The sequence below is a fragment of the Stenotrophomonas ginsengisoli genome (genome assembly GCF_001431485.1).
In the GTDB taxonomy this organism is placed as follows: Bacteria; Pseudomonadota; Gammaproteobacteria; order Xanthomonadales; family Xanthomonadaceae; genus Stenotrophomonas; species Stenotrophomonas ginsengisoli.
The window spans coordinates 18,713-35,418 of record NZ_LDJM01000047.1; the positions used below are offsets into that span (position 1 = coordinate 18,713).

Genomic DNA, 16,706 nt, shown 5'->3' on the forward strand with positions numbered 1-16,706 from the left:
GCATGGCCGGCATTTCCTTCACCCGCGAGCAGCACGACCAGCTCGCCGCCGAGCTGCAGTACTGGCTGGAAAAGAACACCGATGCCCAGATCGGTCGTTTCGAGGCCGGCTTCCTGCTGGACCACATCAGCCAGGCCCTGGGCCCGTACTGGTACAACCAGGGCGTGCGTGATGCCCAGGCAGTGCTGGCCGCGCGCGTGGACGAGCTGCAGTACAGCCTGTCCGACCTGGAACAGGCGGAGCGCTGAGCGATGTTCCTGGCCTTGTTCGATGCCCTGCGCGCGCAGCGCGTGCCGGTCACCCCGCGCGAGTGGCTGGACCTGCTGGCCGCGCTCAAGGCCGGTGCCGGTGAGCCCACACCCGAAGGCCTGTACGCACTGGCGCGCACGGTGCTGGTCAAGGACGAGCGCCATTACGACCGTTTCGACCGCGCCTTCGGCCAGTTCCTGGGCCAGGTCGCCAGTGCGCCGGATGCGGCCCTGTCCAAGGTGATTCCCGAGGATTGGCTCAACAACGCCCTGCAACGCCAGCTCTCCGATGAGCAGAAGGCAAAGCTGCAGCAGATCGGCTCGCTGGACGAGCTGATGAAACAGTTTGCGCAGCGTCTGGCCGAGCAGCACGAGCGCCATCAGGGTGGCAACCGCTGGATCGGCACCGGCGGCACCAGCCCGTTCGGGCATTCGGGCTGGCACCCTGGCGGCATGCGGGTGGGCGGCCAGAGCCAGCACCGCAGTGCGGCCAAGGTGTGGGAAAAGCGCAGCTTTGCCGAACTGGATGGCGATGCCGAACTGGGCCCGCGCAACCTGAAGATGGCCCTGCGCCGCCTGCGCAAGTTTGCCCGTACCGGCGCAGCCGAAGAGCTGGACATGGACGCCACGATCAAGGCCACCGCGCGCGATGGCGGCCTGATCAACATCGCCATGCGCCCGCAGCGGCGCAATGCGGTCAGCGTGTTGCTGCTGCTGGACATCGGTGGCTCGATGGATGACCACGTGGCTGCGGCCGAAGCGCTGTTCGGTGCGGCGCGGGCCGAGTTCAAGCACCTGGTCCACTACTACTTCCACAACTTCACCTACGACACCCTGTGGACCCACGCCCGTCGCGCCCAGGCCGACGAGGTGCCGACGCTGGACGTGCTGCACCGTTACGGCGCGGACTGGCGCGTGGTGATCGTCGGCGATGCGGCCATGCATCCTTGGGAAATCATTGCCCAGGGCGGCTGCAACGAGGCCTGGAACGAAGAACCCGGCCAGGTCTGGTTCGAGCGCCTGCGCGCCCAGTTCCCGCACCTGGTGTGGATAAATCCGGTGCCGCAGGCACGCTGGCAGTACACCCAGTCCACCACGTTGGTGCAGCAGCTGGTGGAGAACCGGATGTACCCGCTGACCCCGGATGGCATTGCCCAGGCCATGGGCCAGCTGGCGCGTTGAAGCGACCGCTGACCGGTGGACGGCGCTATCGGAAATGCGGCCGCAACCAGTACAGTGTGGCTCTGTTCGCTTAGCCCGGTCGCGCTGATGGCAATGGATGCCCTGCTGGACAACCGCCGCGTGGTCCACACCCCGGAAGGTGTGGCACTGCAGCTCACCCCTGCCGGTGCCTTGCCGCGTGCCCTGGCCTGGGGGGTGGACCTGGTTATCCGTGTGCTGCTGCTGGTGGTGCTGGGTATCGCCCTGCAGATGCTGGGCAAATTCGGCGTTGGCCTGTTGCTGATTGCGATGTTCTGCCTGACCTGGGGCTACACCATCGTCTGCGAGGCGCTCTACGGCGCCACCCCGGGCAAACGCCTGCTCGGGCTCAAGGTGGTGGCCGCCGATGGTGCGCCGCTGGGCTGGAATGGGGCGGTGGTGCGCAACCTGCTGCGTACCGTGGACATGCTGCCCTTCGGCTACATGATCGGGGTGACCAGCAGCCTGTTCGACCGCCATGGACGTCGCCTCGGTGACCTGGTGGCCGGCAGCCAGGTGATCCATGCACCGGCCACACACAGCCGCCAGCGCCTGCCCGAGGTGCCCGGCCAGCCACTTCCGCAACCGCTCAAGACCCACGAGCAGGCCCTGCTGCTGGCCTTTGCCGAACGCGCGCAAGGCCTGCCGCTGGCACGCCGCAACGAGCTGGCCAACCTGGCCAGCCCGCTTACCGGACGCAGCGGCGATGCGGCCACCCAGCAGTTGTATGCACTGGCCAACGGCCTGCTGGGGCGGCAATGAAACAAGCGCAGTTCGTCGCCCGCCACCAGGCCAACTGGGAGGCGCTGAGCCAGTGGCTGCACACCCCGGCCAACAAGCGCGAAGGCCGCCACGCCGAGCGCTTTGCCACGCTCTACCGCCAGCTCTGCCACCACCTGGCCCTGGCCCGGCGGCGTGGCTACAGCCCGCAGCTGCTGGCCCACCTGGAACAGCTGATGCAGCTGGGCCATGCCGAGCTGTACCGCAGCGCGCCGGTGCCCTGGTACCGCCTGCCGCTGTTCCTGCTGGTGCAGTTCCCACGTACGGTGCGTGCCCACAGCGGCGCAATGCTGGTGGCCAGCGTGCTGTTCTGGGGCCCCCTGCTGCTGAGCCTGTTGCTGCTGCAGTGGCGCCCGGAGCTGTCCGACGTGCTGCTGGACAGCACCACCCTGGCGCAGATGGAAAAGATGTATGACCCCAGTGCCGAGCGCCTGGGCCGCGACAGCGGCAGTGACTGGCAGATGTTCGGTTTCTACATCTACAACAACATTTCCATCGGCCTGCGCACCTTCGCCAGTGGCCTGCTGCTGGGCATTGGCGCGCTGGTGATCCTGCTGTTCAACGGCATCCACATCGGCTCGGCTGCCGGCCACCTGACCGCGATCGGCTCCGGGGCACCGTTCTGGGAGTTCGTCAGCAGCCATGCGCCATGGGAACTGACTGCCATCGTGCTGGCCGGCGGTGCCGGCCTGCAGCTGGGCATGCGGGTACTGGCACCGGGGCAACTGTCGCGAGGCCAGGCCCTGGCATCGGCCGGGCGCGACGGTGCGGTGATCATCCTCGGCGTGGTGGTGATGCTGCTGCTGGCCGCCTTCATCGAGGCGTTCTGGTCGGCACAGACCATCATCCCGGCCGTGGCCAAATACATCGCCAGCGCCCTGGGCTGGCTGCTGGTGACGGCCTGGCTGCTGCTGGGCGGGCGCGGGGACGGCCATGCGCATTGAGAACCTGCAGCTGGTGCTGCGCCCGCGGGGCGGCTTCCAGGCAGCCGATCTGGGCATGGCCCTGGTGCGCGCCAATGCCCGTGTGGTGTGGCTGTCCTGGCTGGCCGTGGTGCTGCCGCTGGCCCTGGCCCTGAACCTGGCCGGCTGGTACCTGGACAAGCTGTGGCTGGCCGGGCTGCTGCTGTGGTGGCTCAAGCCGGTGTTCGAGCGCATCCCGCTGTATGTGATTTCGCGCGCGGCCTTTGGCCAGCAGGTCAGCGTCGGCCAGACCCTGCGCGCCCAGGCCGGCTTTGGCCTGGGCAAACTGCCGGCCTACCTGCTGTGGCGTCGCCTGGGCATGGCCCGCAGCCTGATGATGCCGGTGGACATGCTCGAGGGCGGCCCGGCACAGCAGTGCCGCCAGCGCCGCCACGCCCTGCTCGGCGACTACGGCATGGCCGCGCTGGTGACCTGGCTGATGTTCCACATCGAGCTGCTGCTGATCCTGGGCATCGTCGCCCTGAGCGGGCTGATGCTGCCGCCGGACATGCTCGGCGATGCCGCCCGCGAACTGTGGGAGATCATCCGCAGCGGCGACAACACCTACAGCTCGCTGGCCATGAACGTGCTGGAAGTGATCGCGATGAGCGTGATCGGGCCGCTGTATGTCGGCGCCGGCTTCGGCCTGTACCTGGATGCACGCACCCGGCGCGAGGCCTGGGACATCGAACTGGGCCTGCGCCGCCTGCGCCAGCGCCTGCAGGCCCTGCAGCAGCCGTTGTGCGCCGCCTTGCTGGCCATCGGCATGAGCCTGCTGCTGGGCCTGTCCGCACCGGCACAGGCCCAGGACAGCAGCGCCGCCGACCCTGCCGGCCCACCACGCAAACAGGTCAGCGATGTGGATGCACCGGGGCCGATGAAACGGGCAGGCTCCGGCGCTGCCGACGCCGATGCAGCCTCCCCGCCTGCAAGGGCCGGTCAGCTGCGGGATGCGGCCAGCCAGCAGGCATTTGCGCAGGCGGTGGCGCAGGCCTACCAACACCCGGATTTTGGCCAGCAACGCCAGCGCACCGAACGGGGAGGCGAAGATGAAAGCAAGCCGCAGAACAGCCGCCAGCGCGATCTTCCCGCCGTGCTCAAGACCCTGGTCGAACTGGTCGCCCAGGCCGGCAGTGTGGCCCTGTATGCCGTCCTGCTGATCGCGCTGGTGCTGATCGTGCTGGCTGCCCGGCGCTGGTTGCCGTGGCTGCGCTGGCGCCGTACCCGCGTGCAGCAAAGCACGATCGAACAACACAGCCTGGGCCTGCCCGAGGCCCTGCCCGATGGCATTGCCGAACACGCCCAGCGGCTGTGGCAACAAGGCCACGGGCGCCAGGCCATGGCCCTGCTGTACCGCGGCAGCGTGGCCGCGCTGGACCGCCTGGGCCAACAGCCGCTGCCGCCGGGAGCCACCGAGGCGCAGTGCCTGCGTGCCGCGCGCAGCCTGCCCGAGGCCAGCCAGCGCGAACTGTTCGCCGACACCGTGCGCAGCTGGCAGCAGACCGCCTGGGCCGGCCATCTGCCCAGTGATGCCGGCTTTGCCCAACTGCTGCAGCGGCTGCGCCAGCAACCGGGGTGGCTGACATGAACAACCGCCTGATCGCCAGCCTGGCCGCCCTGGCCCTGCTCCTGGTCGGCCTGCTGGCCTGGTATGTGAGCACGCTGGACAAGCGCACCGTCAACTACGTCACCCCGGCGCGCAATGCGGCCGCCTACAACCCGCTGTTCGTGCTCGAACAGGCCTTGCACGAACGGGAGCAGGCAGTCAGCTCGCACCGCTACTTCGGCACCATCGAGCAGCCGCTGATGCCCGGCGATACCGTGGTGATGCTGGCCGACGGCCGCCAGCTCAACAGCCGTCAGGCCCGCCAGCTGGCCGATGCGGTGGAACAGGGACTGCACCTGGTGGCCCTGCAACCGGCCAGCCGGCGCAAGCAGGCCGCCACCGATCCTGGCCGCCTGCTGCAGCAACTGGGCTTCCGCGCCAACCCCGCGTGCGCGCAGGGCCGCTGCGACCAGCGCCTGCTGCCGCCTGACGGTGCCAGCGTCGAGCAGGAGGATTACCGCCATCTGGGCGCGCGCATCGGCCACGGCCGGGTGGACCTGTTCTCCTCGTTGGATTTCCTGCGTACCGGCAAGGTGCTGCGTGGCCGCGAGCAGACCGGCATCGCGGGTTTTGCCGCCGATGGCCTGGCCAACCCGGCCAACCAGCGCCGGGCCTGGCAGCTGCTGGCCCCCAACCTGGGCAATGGCCACATCTACCTGATCTACGACCAACGCCAGGACCGCTGGTGGATGCGCCTGCTCAGCCAGGGGGTGATGACCTGGCTGCCGCTGGCCCTGCTCCTGGCCGGCTGGCTGTGGGCCCGCAGCCAGCGCCTGGGCCCGCTGCTGCCCGACCCGGAACCGGCCCGCCGTTCGTTGCGCGAGCACATCATGGCCAGTGCCCACCACCTGTGGCGCAACCGCCGTGGCCTGAGCCTGTATGACCAGGCCCTGGCCGCCCTGCACGCGCGCATCGCCAGCCGCGCCCCGGCCCTGTCCGGCCTGCAGGGCGTGGCCCTGGAGCAGGCCCTGGCCCTGCGTACCGGTATCGATGCCCGCCAGCTGGCCAGCGCCCTGCGCCGCCCGCCGGCCCATGACAAAGCCGCGCTGGCCCAGCGCATCACCGTCTTGATGGAAACAAGGAACCTGCTATGAGCGCGTTGCCGCCCCTGCCCGATGCGATGCCCCCGCTGCATGCCCCCCAGCCCGCCACCGGTACCGGCAGCCATCCGCTGGCCGAACGCGTGCAGACCCTGCGCGAGGCGGTCGGCCAGGCCTTCATCGGCCAGGCCGAGGTGCTCGAACAGATCCTGGTGGCCCTGCTGGCCGGCGGCCATGTGCTGATCGAAGGCGTGCCCGGGCTGGGCAAGACCCTGCTGGTGCGCGCCCTGTCGCGGGCGATGTCGCTGGAGCATGCGCGCGTCCAGTTCACCCCGGACCTGATGCCCAGCGACATCTGTGGCCATGCCGTGCTCGATGCGGCCAGCGGCCAGTTCCAGATCCGCCGCGGCCCGGTGTTCACCCACCTGCTGCTGGCCGATGAAATCAACCGCGCCCCGGCCAAGACCCAGTCGGCCCTGCTCGAAGCCATGGCCGAAGGCCAGGTCACCATCGAGGGCCAGTCCTTCACCCTGGACCAGCCCTTCCTGGCCCTGGCCACGCAGAACCCGGTCGAGCAGGAGGGCACCTACCCGCTGCCCGAAGCGCAGCTGGACCGTTTCCTGTTCAAGGTGCTGATCGGCTACCCCAGCCTGGAGGACGAGCGCGCCCTGGTGGCTGCTGTGACCACCGGCCGGGCGGCCAGCAGTTTTGACCTGGATGCCGTGCCGCGGGTGCTCACCGCCGCCGATGTCAGCGCCCTGCAGCAGGCCACCGCCAGCATCGTGCTGGATGACCAGGTGCTGGATTACGCCGTGCGCATCGCCGCGGCCACCCGGCGCTGGCCGGGGATCAGCGCCGGTGCCGGCCCGCGCGGCTCGATCGCCCTGGTACGTGCCGCGCGTGCCCAGGCCCTGCTCAACGGCCGTGATTTCGTCACCCCCGATGATGTGCGCCAGGTGGCCCTGCCCGCCCTGCGTCACCGCATCAGCCTGTCGCCGGAGCTGCAGATCGAAGGCCAGTCCTGCGATGACGTGCTGGCCGCCCTGCTGGCCAAGGTCAACGCGCCGCGTCGATGAAGGCCACCGTGTCCGACACCCCTGCCCGCACGGGCCGCTGGCAGGGCCTGCGCCCGGCCCCGGCGATGTGGCTGCCGGCCCTGCTCTGGGCCGGCTGTGGCCTGGCCGTGAACCTGGGCTACCTGCTGCCCCTGGCCTGGTGGCTGGCCGGCGCCGGGCTGGCCGTGCTGCTGGGCATCGATGCCTGGCGCCTGGTCGTGCGGGCCAGCCCGCAGGTGCGCCGCCTGCTGCCCGAGGTCTGGGCACTGGCCATCGAACGCGAGGTGGTGCTGGAAATCGACGGCTACCGCCGGCAGGCGCTGGAGGTGTTTGACCATCTGCCACCGCACTGGCAGCAGCAGGGCCTGCCGCGACGGCTCACCCTGCAGGCCGGCCAATGCAGCCGCCTGCGTTACCGGGCCACCCCGCAGCGGCGTGGCGCCGCCCGCTTTGCCGGGGTCGACCTGCGCCTGTTTTCCGGCCTGCGCCTGTGGACCCAGCTGCGCCACACCCCGCCACGCCAGCAGGTGCGGGTGTATCCGGATTTCATGCCGCTGACCCGGCTGGCCCTGCACAGCGCCGAGCGTGCCAGCCAGCTGATCGGCGCCCACATCCAGCGCCGTCGCGGCGAAGGCACCGATTTCCACCAGATGCGCGATTACCGCGTCGGCGACAGCCTGCGCCATGTGGACTGGAAGGCCACCTCGCGCGTGCGCCGGCTGATCTCGCGCGAATACCAGGACGAGAAGAACCAGCAGCTGGTGCTGCTGCTGGACACCGGCCAGCGCATGCTCGCCCGCGATGACGGCCGCAACCATTTCGATGACGTGCTCAACGCCTCCCTGCTGCTGGCCTGGCTGGCCCTGCGCCAGGGCGATGCGGTGGCCATGGCCGCCCATGGCGGTGAGCAGCGCTGGGTGGCCGGCAAGCGCGGCCCGGGCCATCTGGATACCCTGCTGCGCGCCTGCCACGACCTGCACCCGCAACCGGTGGCCACCGACTACCTGGCCGCCGCCAGCGAGCTGAGCGTGCGCCAGCGCCGGCGTTCCCTGGTGGTGGTGCTGACCAATATCCGCGACGAGGACAGCGACGAGCTGCTGGCCGCGGTGCAACTGCTCAAGCAGCGCCATCTGGTCTGCGTGGCCAGCCTGCACGAGACCGCCCTGCAGGCGATGCTGGCCCCGGACCGCAACAACCCGCATGGTGGCATCCACGCCGCCGCCGCCGCGCACTACCTGGCCCAGCGTGCCCAGGTCCACGACGCCCTGCGCCGTCACGGGGTGGATGTGCTCGATGTCACCCCGCAGGCCCTGCCCTCGGCCCTGGTCAACCATTACCTGGCCATCAAGCGCGCCGGCCGCCTGTAGGCCGGCCCTCAAGCCGACCACGCCGGCGCCGATACTCCAAGGGCCCGAGTGTCAATTTTGTTGCCGTGGTCACACCGGTGTCACCGTCGGCTTACACCCTTGGGCGCATTAATGGGACGCCCCCAGCGTGGCGGGGCCCCACAACAACATCACGCCCTCTCTCTCCAAGTGGGGCGCCCTCGCGGCGCCCGTTTTTATGCCTGCATTTGGCGCGAAATTTTCCGCATCTGCCCGTGCATCACCATTTTCCCGCCGCAATGGCGCGTCAACCCAGTGAAGTGGGCAGTCAACAGGCGACGGCCACTGCCGTTGTAGATACCCAGGTCGCCACCAGCTTCATCGAAACTGCGGGTAATCGGCCTGCAGCCGGGCCAGGGTCTGGGCCAGCAACGGTGGTGGCTGGTCGGCGTCGGGCAGCTGGCTGATCGCCGCCCAGGGCGCATCGACCAGGGCGTGGCCGCTGGCAAAGGCTGGCAGGCCATCGCGCTGGCGCAGGGCCTGCACCAGCAGCAGCTCGGCCGGGAATACCCGGTCAAAGGGCGAGTTGAATTCGTACTCGACCTTGTCGGTGCTGTACCGGCCCCGGGCCAGGTGGAAGGCCACCGCCGGGGCCATGGCCTGCTGGAAGGTGGCCAGGTCCGTCGTGCGCCAGTGCACCAGCAGGCCTTGATAGGCCTCGATCAGCGGGTTTTCCGGGGTGTAGGTGGTGCCCAAGTCAAAAGCCTGGGCCAGCAGGGCGATGACAAAGGCATCATGGGTGCCCTTGCCCCAGCGCTTGTGGCGCTCGCTGCCGGGGAAGGCATTGCGCTGCTGCTCGGCCTCGGCATAGGCCAGCAACAGGGCGGCATTGCCGGCCGCCTCGTCCCACTCACCCAGCAAAGCCGGGCCGATCGCCTTCAGGCTGGTGACAAACTCGTGCAACTGCACCACGTCATTACCCTTGGGCGGGTTCATGGCACCAAAGCGGAAGCCCAGTGAACGGTAGGCAATGGCCCAACGCAGCGGTTGCGCCAGTGCAAGCAGATCGCCCTTGCCGAAAGCATCTATGGCACGGTGACCATGGTAATGCCCTAGTAAATCAAGATCACTGCGTGCAGGAGAAGACAATCGACCTGAACCAACCAACCCCTGGCGCAACATGCCCATGTAGTAATCCAGGCGACCTTCGACTGCGGCGTTTACCAACCACCGCTCTGATTCCTTGAATACATTCCTGAGAGATTTATCCGGTTTCATTGCCTCACCTGTGTCATGCGATAAACGAAATATCACGCCCCACCGCCGCCATCACCGCCCCCGTCGTCAGCCCCGCCTTCGGGGGGCCGCGGATGCAGCAAGGACAACACCGGCCCACGCCGGGCCGGGGCCTCGGTAGCCGCTACCAGCTCAGGTGCAAGTTCCGCCGTCTGCGCCACGGACTGGGCTGTGGTTGCTTGCATCACTGTCAGCACGTCGCGCCCCTGCTCCGTTGGTACGGCTGCCTTGGGGCTCGGGAAAGGACAGTCAGCACTTACTGGCGTATCTCGATGCGCCGATAGCCCTTGTCCGCGCCGTAGCGTTGCCCGCGCTCCTCGACCCGGGCACACAAACGGCCCTCGCCACACATCACCCAATCGGCGTGATTGATCGCCTGGAAGTAGTCGATTTGCGGTTGCAGGCGGGCCACCTCCTGGCGTGCATGAAACAGCAACCAGGCCCCCGCGGCGGCGGCCAGCAAGCCAGCAAGGCCAACTGCCACGGTGGCCACCAGCATCCCGCGTGAGGCTTTGTATGCCAGCTGCTGCTGGGCCTGGGCATAATTCTGGGTGGCAGCCAGCAAGGTTCTGCTGGCGTTTTGCACGCTCTGTTCAAGGCGTTGTGCGGCCGGGTCAAGTGCACCGGCCAGCGCCTGTTGTGACAGCTGGCTCAGGCGGGGCATGGCCGACTCCACCACGCGGTTCACCTCGCCACCAGCACGCTGCACACCCACCTGCAGGGCCTGCATCTGTTGGTTGACGGTATCGCGCATGCGCTCCTCGCGCTGCTGCATCAGGCCAATCAGCACCAACAGATCCCGCTGGATCTGTTCGGATGTCACGGCTTCATCGGTCATGGGCGCATTCCTCAACGAAACTGCGGGTAATCGGCCTGCAGCCGGGCCAGGGTCTGGGCCAGCAGTGGTGGTGGCTGGTCGGCGTCGGGCAGCTGGCTGATCGCCGCCCAGGGCGCATCGACCAGGGCGTGGCCGCTGGCGAAGGCCGGCAGGCCATCGCGCTGGCGCAGGGCCTGCACCAGCAGCAGCTCGGCCGGGAATACCCGGTCAAAGGGCTCGTCAAATTCGTACTCGACCTTGTCGGTGCTGTACCGGCCCCGTGCCAGGTGGAAGGCCACCGCCGGGGCCATGGCTTGCTGGAAGATGGCCAGGTCCGTCGTGCGCCAGTTCATCAGCAGGCCTTGATAGGCCTCGATCAGCGGGTTTTCCGGGGTGTAGGTGGTGCCCAGGTCAAAAGCCTGGGCCAGCAGGGCGATGACAAAGGCATCATGGGTGCCCTTGCCCCAGCGCTTGTGGCGCCCGCTGCCGGGGAAGGCATTGCGCTGCTGCTCGGCCTCGGCATAGGCCAGCAACAGGGCGGCATTGCCGGCCGCCTCGTCCCACTCACCCAGCAAGGCCGGGCCAATCGCCTTCAGGCTGGTGACGAACTCGTGCAACTGCACCACGTCATTACCCTTGGGCGGGTTCATGGCACCAAAGCGGAAGCCCAGCGAGCGGTAGGCAATGGCCCAGCGCAGCGGCTGCGCCAGCGCTTGCAGATCGCCCTTGCCGAAGGCATCGATTGCTACGCTCGCGTAACACAAGCCGAGCCAATCAAGTGACAACCGTACGGATCTTTGAACAGGCTTGGCCTGGATGTCCTCTTGCAGGGCTTTGCAGTAGCGATCCACTTTACCGTCTTCATCTGCATGGATCAGCCAGAGCGTGACTTCCTTGAACACGTTCTTGAGAGATTTATCCGGTTTCATTGCTTCACCTGGGTCATGCAACAAGAAGAAGGATCACGCCCCACCGCCGCCATCACCGCCCCCGTCATCAGCCCCGCCTTCGGGGGGCCGCGGATGCAGCAAGGACAACACCGGCCCACGCCGGGCCGGGGCCTCGGTAGCCGCTACCAGCTCGGGCGCAAGTTCCACCGTCTGCGCCACGGACTGGGCTGCGCTTGCCTCCATGGCCGCCAATGCGTTGCGGCCCTGTTCCTGCACGGCCAGTGCTTCAGGGGTGGCCATCAGGCGTTTGAGCGCGGCATCAATGGCCAGTTCATTGTGTGAATGAAGGGCAAAAAACACGTCATTCACTGCCGGGTCGCCCCGTGCCCCGGACGCTGGCGTGATGCCGGCCTGCGGCTCTGGCGGTGTTTCCAGGCCATTGTTGTTGGGCACCGGACGCCGCTGCGGTGGCAGCCAGGGCTCCATGTGCTTGTCAATGACCAAGGCGCCGGAGCTGGCGTCGTTGGACAGGTTGACCCGGGCCCAATGAGCTGTAATAGATCCACCACCGCGCTCAACCTCTCTTGCTATTGACTCGGCGACACTAGCCATACCCGGCTCCATATTGTGGGGAGCCCAGTGCCCTCAATTCGAAGTCGCCTTTTCCAGCCAGCGTGTAATCATTTCTTCCGGATCACCGCTTTGCCCACGTGCGCGACCATGGGTCGAGGCCTTGACTTCGACAAACTCCAACCCACCGGTTACCGGGTTGCGGCCGGCAATATCCACACCCCAGCCGGAATTGTTCTGGATCGAATGCAGGTCGGTATAGCCCTGGCGCAGCAGGTCGCGGATGATGATGGCCTCGCCAAGGTCGCCATAGCGCATCTTCGGGCTCATCGCGGCAACCGGGCCAAGGTTTTTCAGGCTGGCATCCCAAGCCGTTTCGAACGGAACATTGGCAAACGCGTCCGGGTTGCGTGTGGCCAGGGTGGTCAGTTCCTTGGGCGCCAGCTTGCCGTGTTCAAGCAGCTCATCCAGGTGGCCGGCTGCCCGCGCAGCCTGGACAAAGGCATTCAACCGCCCGCCTTGCTGGCGGTAGGCATCCATCACCAGGTCCAGGCCTTCGGCGCTCAGCTTCCCTGCCATCCCACCCTTGCCGATGCCCCCAAGCGCATCGCCAGCAAACTCTCCCAACGCAGCGGCCCCATCGGGGCTGCTTCTGTCCAGGGCATTGGCCAGTTTGGACAGTTTGCCCAGCTTGGCTGCCGGCATGAGCAGCATGGCGGCCTCGAAGGCAACCACCCCTTCGCCTTTGCCGTGGTACTCCGCCTCCCTGCCCTGCGCAGCCGCGGCAGCTGCCCCCTTCTGCCAGTTGTCAATGGCACCCAGGGCGGCGGTGCGTACATCATTGAAAGGCTTGGAAGGGTCCTCCAGGGTAGCAGCGGCATAGACCTTGGCCGCACCGATAACCACACCACGGAAGTTTTCATCCGTGGCAAAGCGGTAGCCGAGCTTGACGGTGTCAACCACATCAACCACCGCGTCGCCAGCCTGGCTCAATGCGCCGCGCTGTGCACCGTAACGCTCCTGTACCGCCTCTACTACCTTGCTGCCGGCTGCCTGCAGCGAGGAAGCGGGGTCTGCCCCCAGCTGACGCCGGGCGCTGGCCAGTGCCTCGCTCAACTGCGCCTGTGCCGAGGCCACGGACTGCTGGATCTGGCTACCGGCATGGGCCAAGGCCTGCCCGGCACGGTCCAGAACCCCTTGGTCGATACCTGCCTTGTCCAGATCCTGCTTGAAGTTGCCACGATCGGCATCACTGAGCCGGGCACCGATGGCCTGGATCAACGGCGCTGTCTGCACGTTGCCACTGGCATCACGCCAGGCCGGCGATTGCAGCATGTCGGCAACGACGGCCTGGGTATCCACCCCGCCAACCACCTGGTTGAGCATGACCAAGCGGTCGGCCTCGTAACCGAGAACGTCCACCTGGCCATCCGCGCCTGTGTTGCGCAGCAAGGCCAAGGCGTGGGCAGCGGGGGTTTGATTGGGACGCATGATGACAACTCCTTGTCAAAAATGAGGGCCACAACACCAGCAATGTCACCCTGCCTGCCGAGGACAATGCGCTTGGCAGGGTGTGTGCCCGCGCCTGCAAGCCTCCCTCTTGCAGATGACGCAGGCCAGGTTTTCGATGCCGCTGACTACACGTAGATCCGGCCGCTACCCGCAGGAACTGGCGGCGGCACGTCATCGATGATGGCGTGCGGCACGAAGCGGGCCGAGTCCTTGGTGATGCGGCTGTCGTCCTCGCGGATGCCGATGCCACAGGCGTGGTCACCGACCACCCAGCTGCCGATCAGCGGGTAGTTGCCGTCGTAGTTGGGCAGCGGGTGTGCGGCCTGGATGATCGCCGGGCCACCGCTGTAGGGGCCTTCGCTTTCCTGCCAGCTGCCATCGGCCAGGTGCAGGGAGATGTTGGCGCCCTCACGCGAGAACAGCGGCTTGCGTACCCAACCACGCGGCAAGGACGCGCCGCTGTCGAAGTGGGCTTCGAGCAGGTTCGGGTGGCCCTGGTGGCGCTGCCACAGCAGCGGCAGGATGCCCTTGTTGCTCAGGATGGCCTTCCACGCCGGCTCCAGCAGCTGCAGCCGCGCCGCCGGCAGGGTCTTGCCGAATTCCTCGGCCATCAGGTCTTCCAGCGGGTAGAGCTTGAACAGGGTGCCGATCAGGGTGTCGTCCAGGGTGGTGAACTGGCCATCGGCACTGATGCCGATTTCCTCCAGCGCAATGGCCTGGCCGTGCAGGCCGGCCTGGGCGGCGCAGTCACGCAGGTAGTCCACGGTGCCGCGGTCTTCCACCGAGGTGGACATGGCGGCAAAGCACAGCGGCGGCGGCAGGTGCCCGCTCAGGAACTCAAAACGCTCCACCAGCGCTTCGTGGATGGCATTGAACTGGTCGGCATGGGCCGGCAGTGCGCCCGCCGCCTTCTGCTCCTCCAGCCACTGCCACTGGAAGAAGCTGGCCTCGTACAGCGAGGTCGGGGTGTCGTAGTTGAACTCGTACAGCTTGGCCGGGCCGCGGCCGTCGTAGGCCAGGTCGATACGGCCATACAGATGGCCATGACCCTGCTTCCAGCTGTTGGCCACCCAGTCGCGGAAATCACGGCCGATGGCCAGCTTGTCCATCAGCTCCTCGCTGCCCACCACCTCGTCCACCAGGTCCAGCGCCATGGCGTGGATCTGCGCGGTCGGGTCCTCGATGTCGTTCTCGATCTGGGCCAGGGAGAAGGCGTAGTACGCCCGCTCGTCCCAGTAGCGCGCGCCATCAATGGTGTGGAAGGCAAAACCGGCTTCTTCGGCCCGGGCGCGCCAGTTGGCGCGCTCGGCAATGGCAATGCGCTTCACGTGCGATCAACCACCGAAGCTGCTGGAGGAATTGCTGCGGCTGCGGGCAGTGGAGCCGAAGCCACCACGGCTGACCGTGGGTGCGGCATTGGGCTGCAGCCCGGTGGGGGCCAGGCCCGCCTTGCCGGTGCCGATGCGGCTGGCGGTGTTCAGGCCACCGGTGGAGGTCGGCGCGGCCGGCTTGGCCCAGCCTTTGGCCTTGTCCTGGTAAGCCGGGGCCGACTGCGGTGCCTGCGGGGCCTGGCCTGCACGGCCTGCGCCACTGAGCATCTGGCCCATGAAGAAGCCCATCATCATCGGGCCGATGAACGAGGTGCCGGCAGTGGTGCGCTGTTCCACGCACTGATCGGCCTCGTATTCCTTTGCGCACTCTTCCTTGGAGGCGTACTGCGGCGCGCTGTCGGCCGACTGTGCAGCGGCCTGGGCAAAGGCGGTGCGGCAGGCCGACGGATCACCGGTGGCCTCGGCGCAGGCTTCCACCGAGGTGTACAGGCCTTCCTGGACCTGCACTTCCGGCTCGGAGGAGCAGGCAGTCAGCAGCAGCGGCACGGTGCTCATCAGCAACAGGGCAGTGGTCTTGGAGCGCTTCATCGCAGGTCCTTTGGCGTGTTCTTTGCCCCATTTTGCCCGATCTGCCCGCCCCCCGCCTGAAAGCGCGTCACAGCCCTGCGGCGTGGTTACAGACGCAACTTCAGACGATGCGGCAGAATCGGCCAATCACCCGTTTTTGCACAGCCCCACGCCATGCCCGCCTACCGCTCCAAGACCTCCACCGCCGGCCGCAACATGGCTGGCGCCCGCGCCCTGTGGCGTGCCACCGGCATGAAAGATGGCGACTTCCACAAGCCGATCATCGCCATCGCCAACTCCTTCACCCAGTTCGTGCCCGGGCATGTGCACCTGAAGGATCTGGGCCAGCTGGTGGCGCGGCAAATTGAACAGGTTGGCGGTGTGGCCAAGGAGTTCAACACCATCGCCGTGGATGACGGCATCGCCATGGGTCATGACGGCATGCTGTATTCGCTGCCCAGCCGCGAAATCATTGCCGACAGCGTGGAATACATGGTCAATGCCCACTGCGCCGATGCGCTGGTGTGCATTTCCAACTGCGACAAGATCACCCCCGGCATGCTGATGGCCGCGCTGCGCTTGAACATCCCGGTGGTGTTCGTCTCCGGCGGGCCGATGGAAGCAGGCAAGACCAAGCTGGCCGACGGCGGCGAGCACAAGCTGGACCTGATCGATGCGATGGTGGCCGCCGCCAACGATGCGGTCAGCGATGAGGACGTGACCCGCATCGAACGCAGCGCCTGCCCCACCTGCGGCTCGTGCAGCGGCATGTTCACCGCCAACTCGATGAACTGCCTGACCGAAGCACTGGGCCTGTCACTGCCGGGCAACGGCACCGTGCTGGCCACCCATGCCGATCGCGAGGCGCTGTTCAAGCGTGCCGGCAGCCTGATCGTGGAGCTGTGCCACCGCTGGTACGGCGGCGAGGATGCCAGCGCCCTGCCGCGCAGCATCGCCACGTTTGAAGCCTTTGAAAATGCCATCGCGCTGGATATCGCCATGGGCGGCTCGACCAACACCATTCTGCACCTGCTCGCCGCCGCGCAGGAGGCCGGAGTGGCCTTCGACCAGCGCGACATCGACCGCCTGAGCCGTCGCGTACCGCAGCTGTGCAAGGTCGCGCCGAACACGCCCAAGTACCACATCGAGGACGTGCACCGCGCCGGCGGCATCATCGCCATCCTTGGCGAGCTGGCGCGCGGCGGCCTGCTGCATACCGATGTCCCCACCGTGCACAGCAAGACGCTGGGCGAAGCGATTGCCACGTGGGACATCACCCAGACCGATGATGCCGCGGTGCATACCTTCTTCAAGGCCGGCCCGGCCGGTATCCCCACGCAGGTCGCCTTCAGCCAGGCCACGCGCTGGCCGACGCTGGATCTGGACCGCAGCCAGGGCTGCATCCGCGATGTGGCCCATGCCTTCTCGGCCGAAGGCGGGCTGGCCGTTCTCTACGGCAACCTCGCCGCCGATGGCCTGTCTTTTATCCACATCTTACGCTGCCGAA

At 67.4% G+C, this 16,706-nt stretch carries 16 protein-coding genes; 9 read left to right on the forward strand and 7 right to left on the reverse strand.

The genetic code is table 11. The features are described 5' to 3' along the window. Positions 1–2 precede the first annotated feature (2 nt). The 8 genes from ABB30_RS14595 to ABB30_RS14630 all read left to right on the forward strand — a co-directional run bounded on the left by ABB30_RS14595 (position 3) and on the right by ABB30_RS14630 (position 8,258). Positions 3–248 (forward strand): DUF2164 domain-containing protein, encoded by a 246-nt coding sequence (locus ABB30_RS14595; RefSeq protein ID WP_057639044.1) that lies wholly within the window; start codon positions 3–5, stop codon positions 246–248. 3 nt (positions 249–251) lie between these two features. After that, positions 252–1,430, forward strand: coding sequence for a vWA domain-containing protein (locus tag ABB30_RS14600; protein WP_057639045.1), 1,179 nt, complete (start codon positions 252–254; stop codon positions 1,428–1,430). A 93-nt stretch (positions 1,431–1,523) separates the two neighbouring features. Then, positions 1,524–2,210 (forward strand): RDD family protein, encoded by a 687-nt coding sequence (locus ABB30_RS14605; protein WP_425477414.1) that lies wholly within the window; start codon positions 1,524–1,526, stop codon positions 2,208–2,210. After that, entirely contained in the window at positions 2,207–3,172 is a 966-nt protein-coding gene (locus ABB30_RS14610; protein WP_057639047.1) for a stage II sporulation protein M, read from the forward strand. The genes ABB30_RS14605 and ABB30_RS14610 overlap by 4 nt, the downstream gene beginning before the upstream one ends. Further along, entirely contained in the window at positions 3,162–4,778 is a 1,617-nt protein-coding gene (locus tag ABB30_RS14615) for a DUF4129 domain-containing protein (RefSeq protein ID WP_057639048.1), read from the forward strand. The genes ABB30_RS14610 and ABB30_RS14615 overlap by 11 nt, the downstream gene beginning before the upstream one ends. Next, complete coding sequence (locus tag ABB30_RS14620; RefSeq protein WP_057639049.1) at positions 4,775–5,890, forward strand: hypothetical protein; 1,116 nt, start codon at positions 4,775–4,777, stop codon at positions 5,888–5,890. The genes ABB30_RS14615 and ABB30_RS14620 overlap by 4 nt, the downstream gene beginning before the upstream one ends. Before the next feature lie 26 nt (positions 5,891–5,916). Next, positions 5,917–6,912 (forward strand): AAA family ATPase, encoded by a 996-nt coding sequence (locus tag ABB30_RS14625; protein ID WP_057639058.1) that lies wholly within the window; start codon positions 5,917–5,919, stop codon positions 6,910–6,912. Between the two features lie 47 nt (positions 6,913–6,959). Further along, positions 6,960–8,258, forward strand: coding sequence for a DUF58 domain-containing protein (locus ABB30_RS14630; RefSeq protein ID WP_057639059.1), 1,299 nt, complete (start codon positions 6,960–6,962; stop codon positions 8,256–8,258). A gap of 336 nt (positions 8,259–8,594) precedes the next feature. Here the strand turns inward: ABB30_RS14630 and ABB30_RS14635 are convergent, their stop codons facing one another. From ABB30_RS14635 to ABB30_RS14665, 7 genes are all read right to left on the reverse strand, one after another. Then, positions 8,595–9,443 carry a hypothetical protein gene (locus ABB30_RS14635; protein WP_161808871.1) on the reverse strand — a complete coding sequence of 283 codons (849 nt, stop codon included), beginning with the start codon at positions 9,441–9,443 and terminating at the stop codon, positions 8,595–8,597. A 325-nt stretch (positions 9,444–9,768) separates the two neighbouring features. Continuing rightward, positions 9,769–10,350, reverse strand: coding sequence for a hypothetical protein (locus ABB30_RS14640; RefSeq protein ID WP_057639051.1), 582 nt, complete (start codon positions 10,348–10,350; stop codon positions 9,769–9,771). 11 nt (positions 10,351–10,361) lie between these two features. Then, entirely contained in the window at positions 10,362–11,093 is a 732-nt protein-coding gene (locus ABB30_RS14645; RefSeq protein WP_057639052.1) for a hypothetical protein, read from the reverse strand. 198 nt (positions 11,094–11,291) lie between these two features. Further along, positions 11,292–11,831, reverse strand: coding sequence for a hypothetical protein (locus ABB30_RS14650; RefSeq protein WP_152980768.1), 540 nt, complete (start codon positions 11,829–11,831; stop codon positions 11,292–11,294). Between the two features lie 33 nt (positions 11,832–11,864). After that, positions 11,865–13,280 carry a hypothetical protein gene (locus ABB30_RS14655; protein ID WP_152980769.1) on the reverse strand — a complete coding sequence of 472 codons (1,416 nt, stop codon included), beginning with the start codon at positions 13,278–13,280 and terminating at the stop codon, positions 11,865–11,867. Between the two features lie 146 nt (positions 13,281–13,426). Then, complete coding sequence (locus ABB30_RS14660; protein WP_057639055.1) at positions 13,427–14,629, reverse strand: glutathionylspermidine synthase family protein; 1,203 nt, start codon at positions 14,627–14,629, stop codon at positions 13,427–13,429. A 6-nt stretch (positions 14,630–14,635) separates the two neighbouring features. After that, a complete protein-coding gene (locus ABB30_RS14665; RefSeq protein ID WP_057639056.1) occupies positions 14,636–15,220 on the reverse strand; it encodes a DUF1190 domain-containing protein in 585 nt (194 codons plus the stop codon). Between the two features lie 153 nt (positions 15,221–15,373). Between ABB30_RS14665 and ilvD the strand changes: the two genes are divergently transcribed. Beyond that, positions 15,374–16,706: dihydroxy-acid dehydratase (ilvD, locus tag ABB30_RS14670; RefSeq protein ID WP_057639057.1), on the forward strand; the 1,333-nt coding region annotated here is incomplete at its 3' end.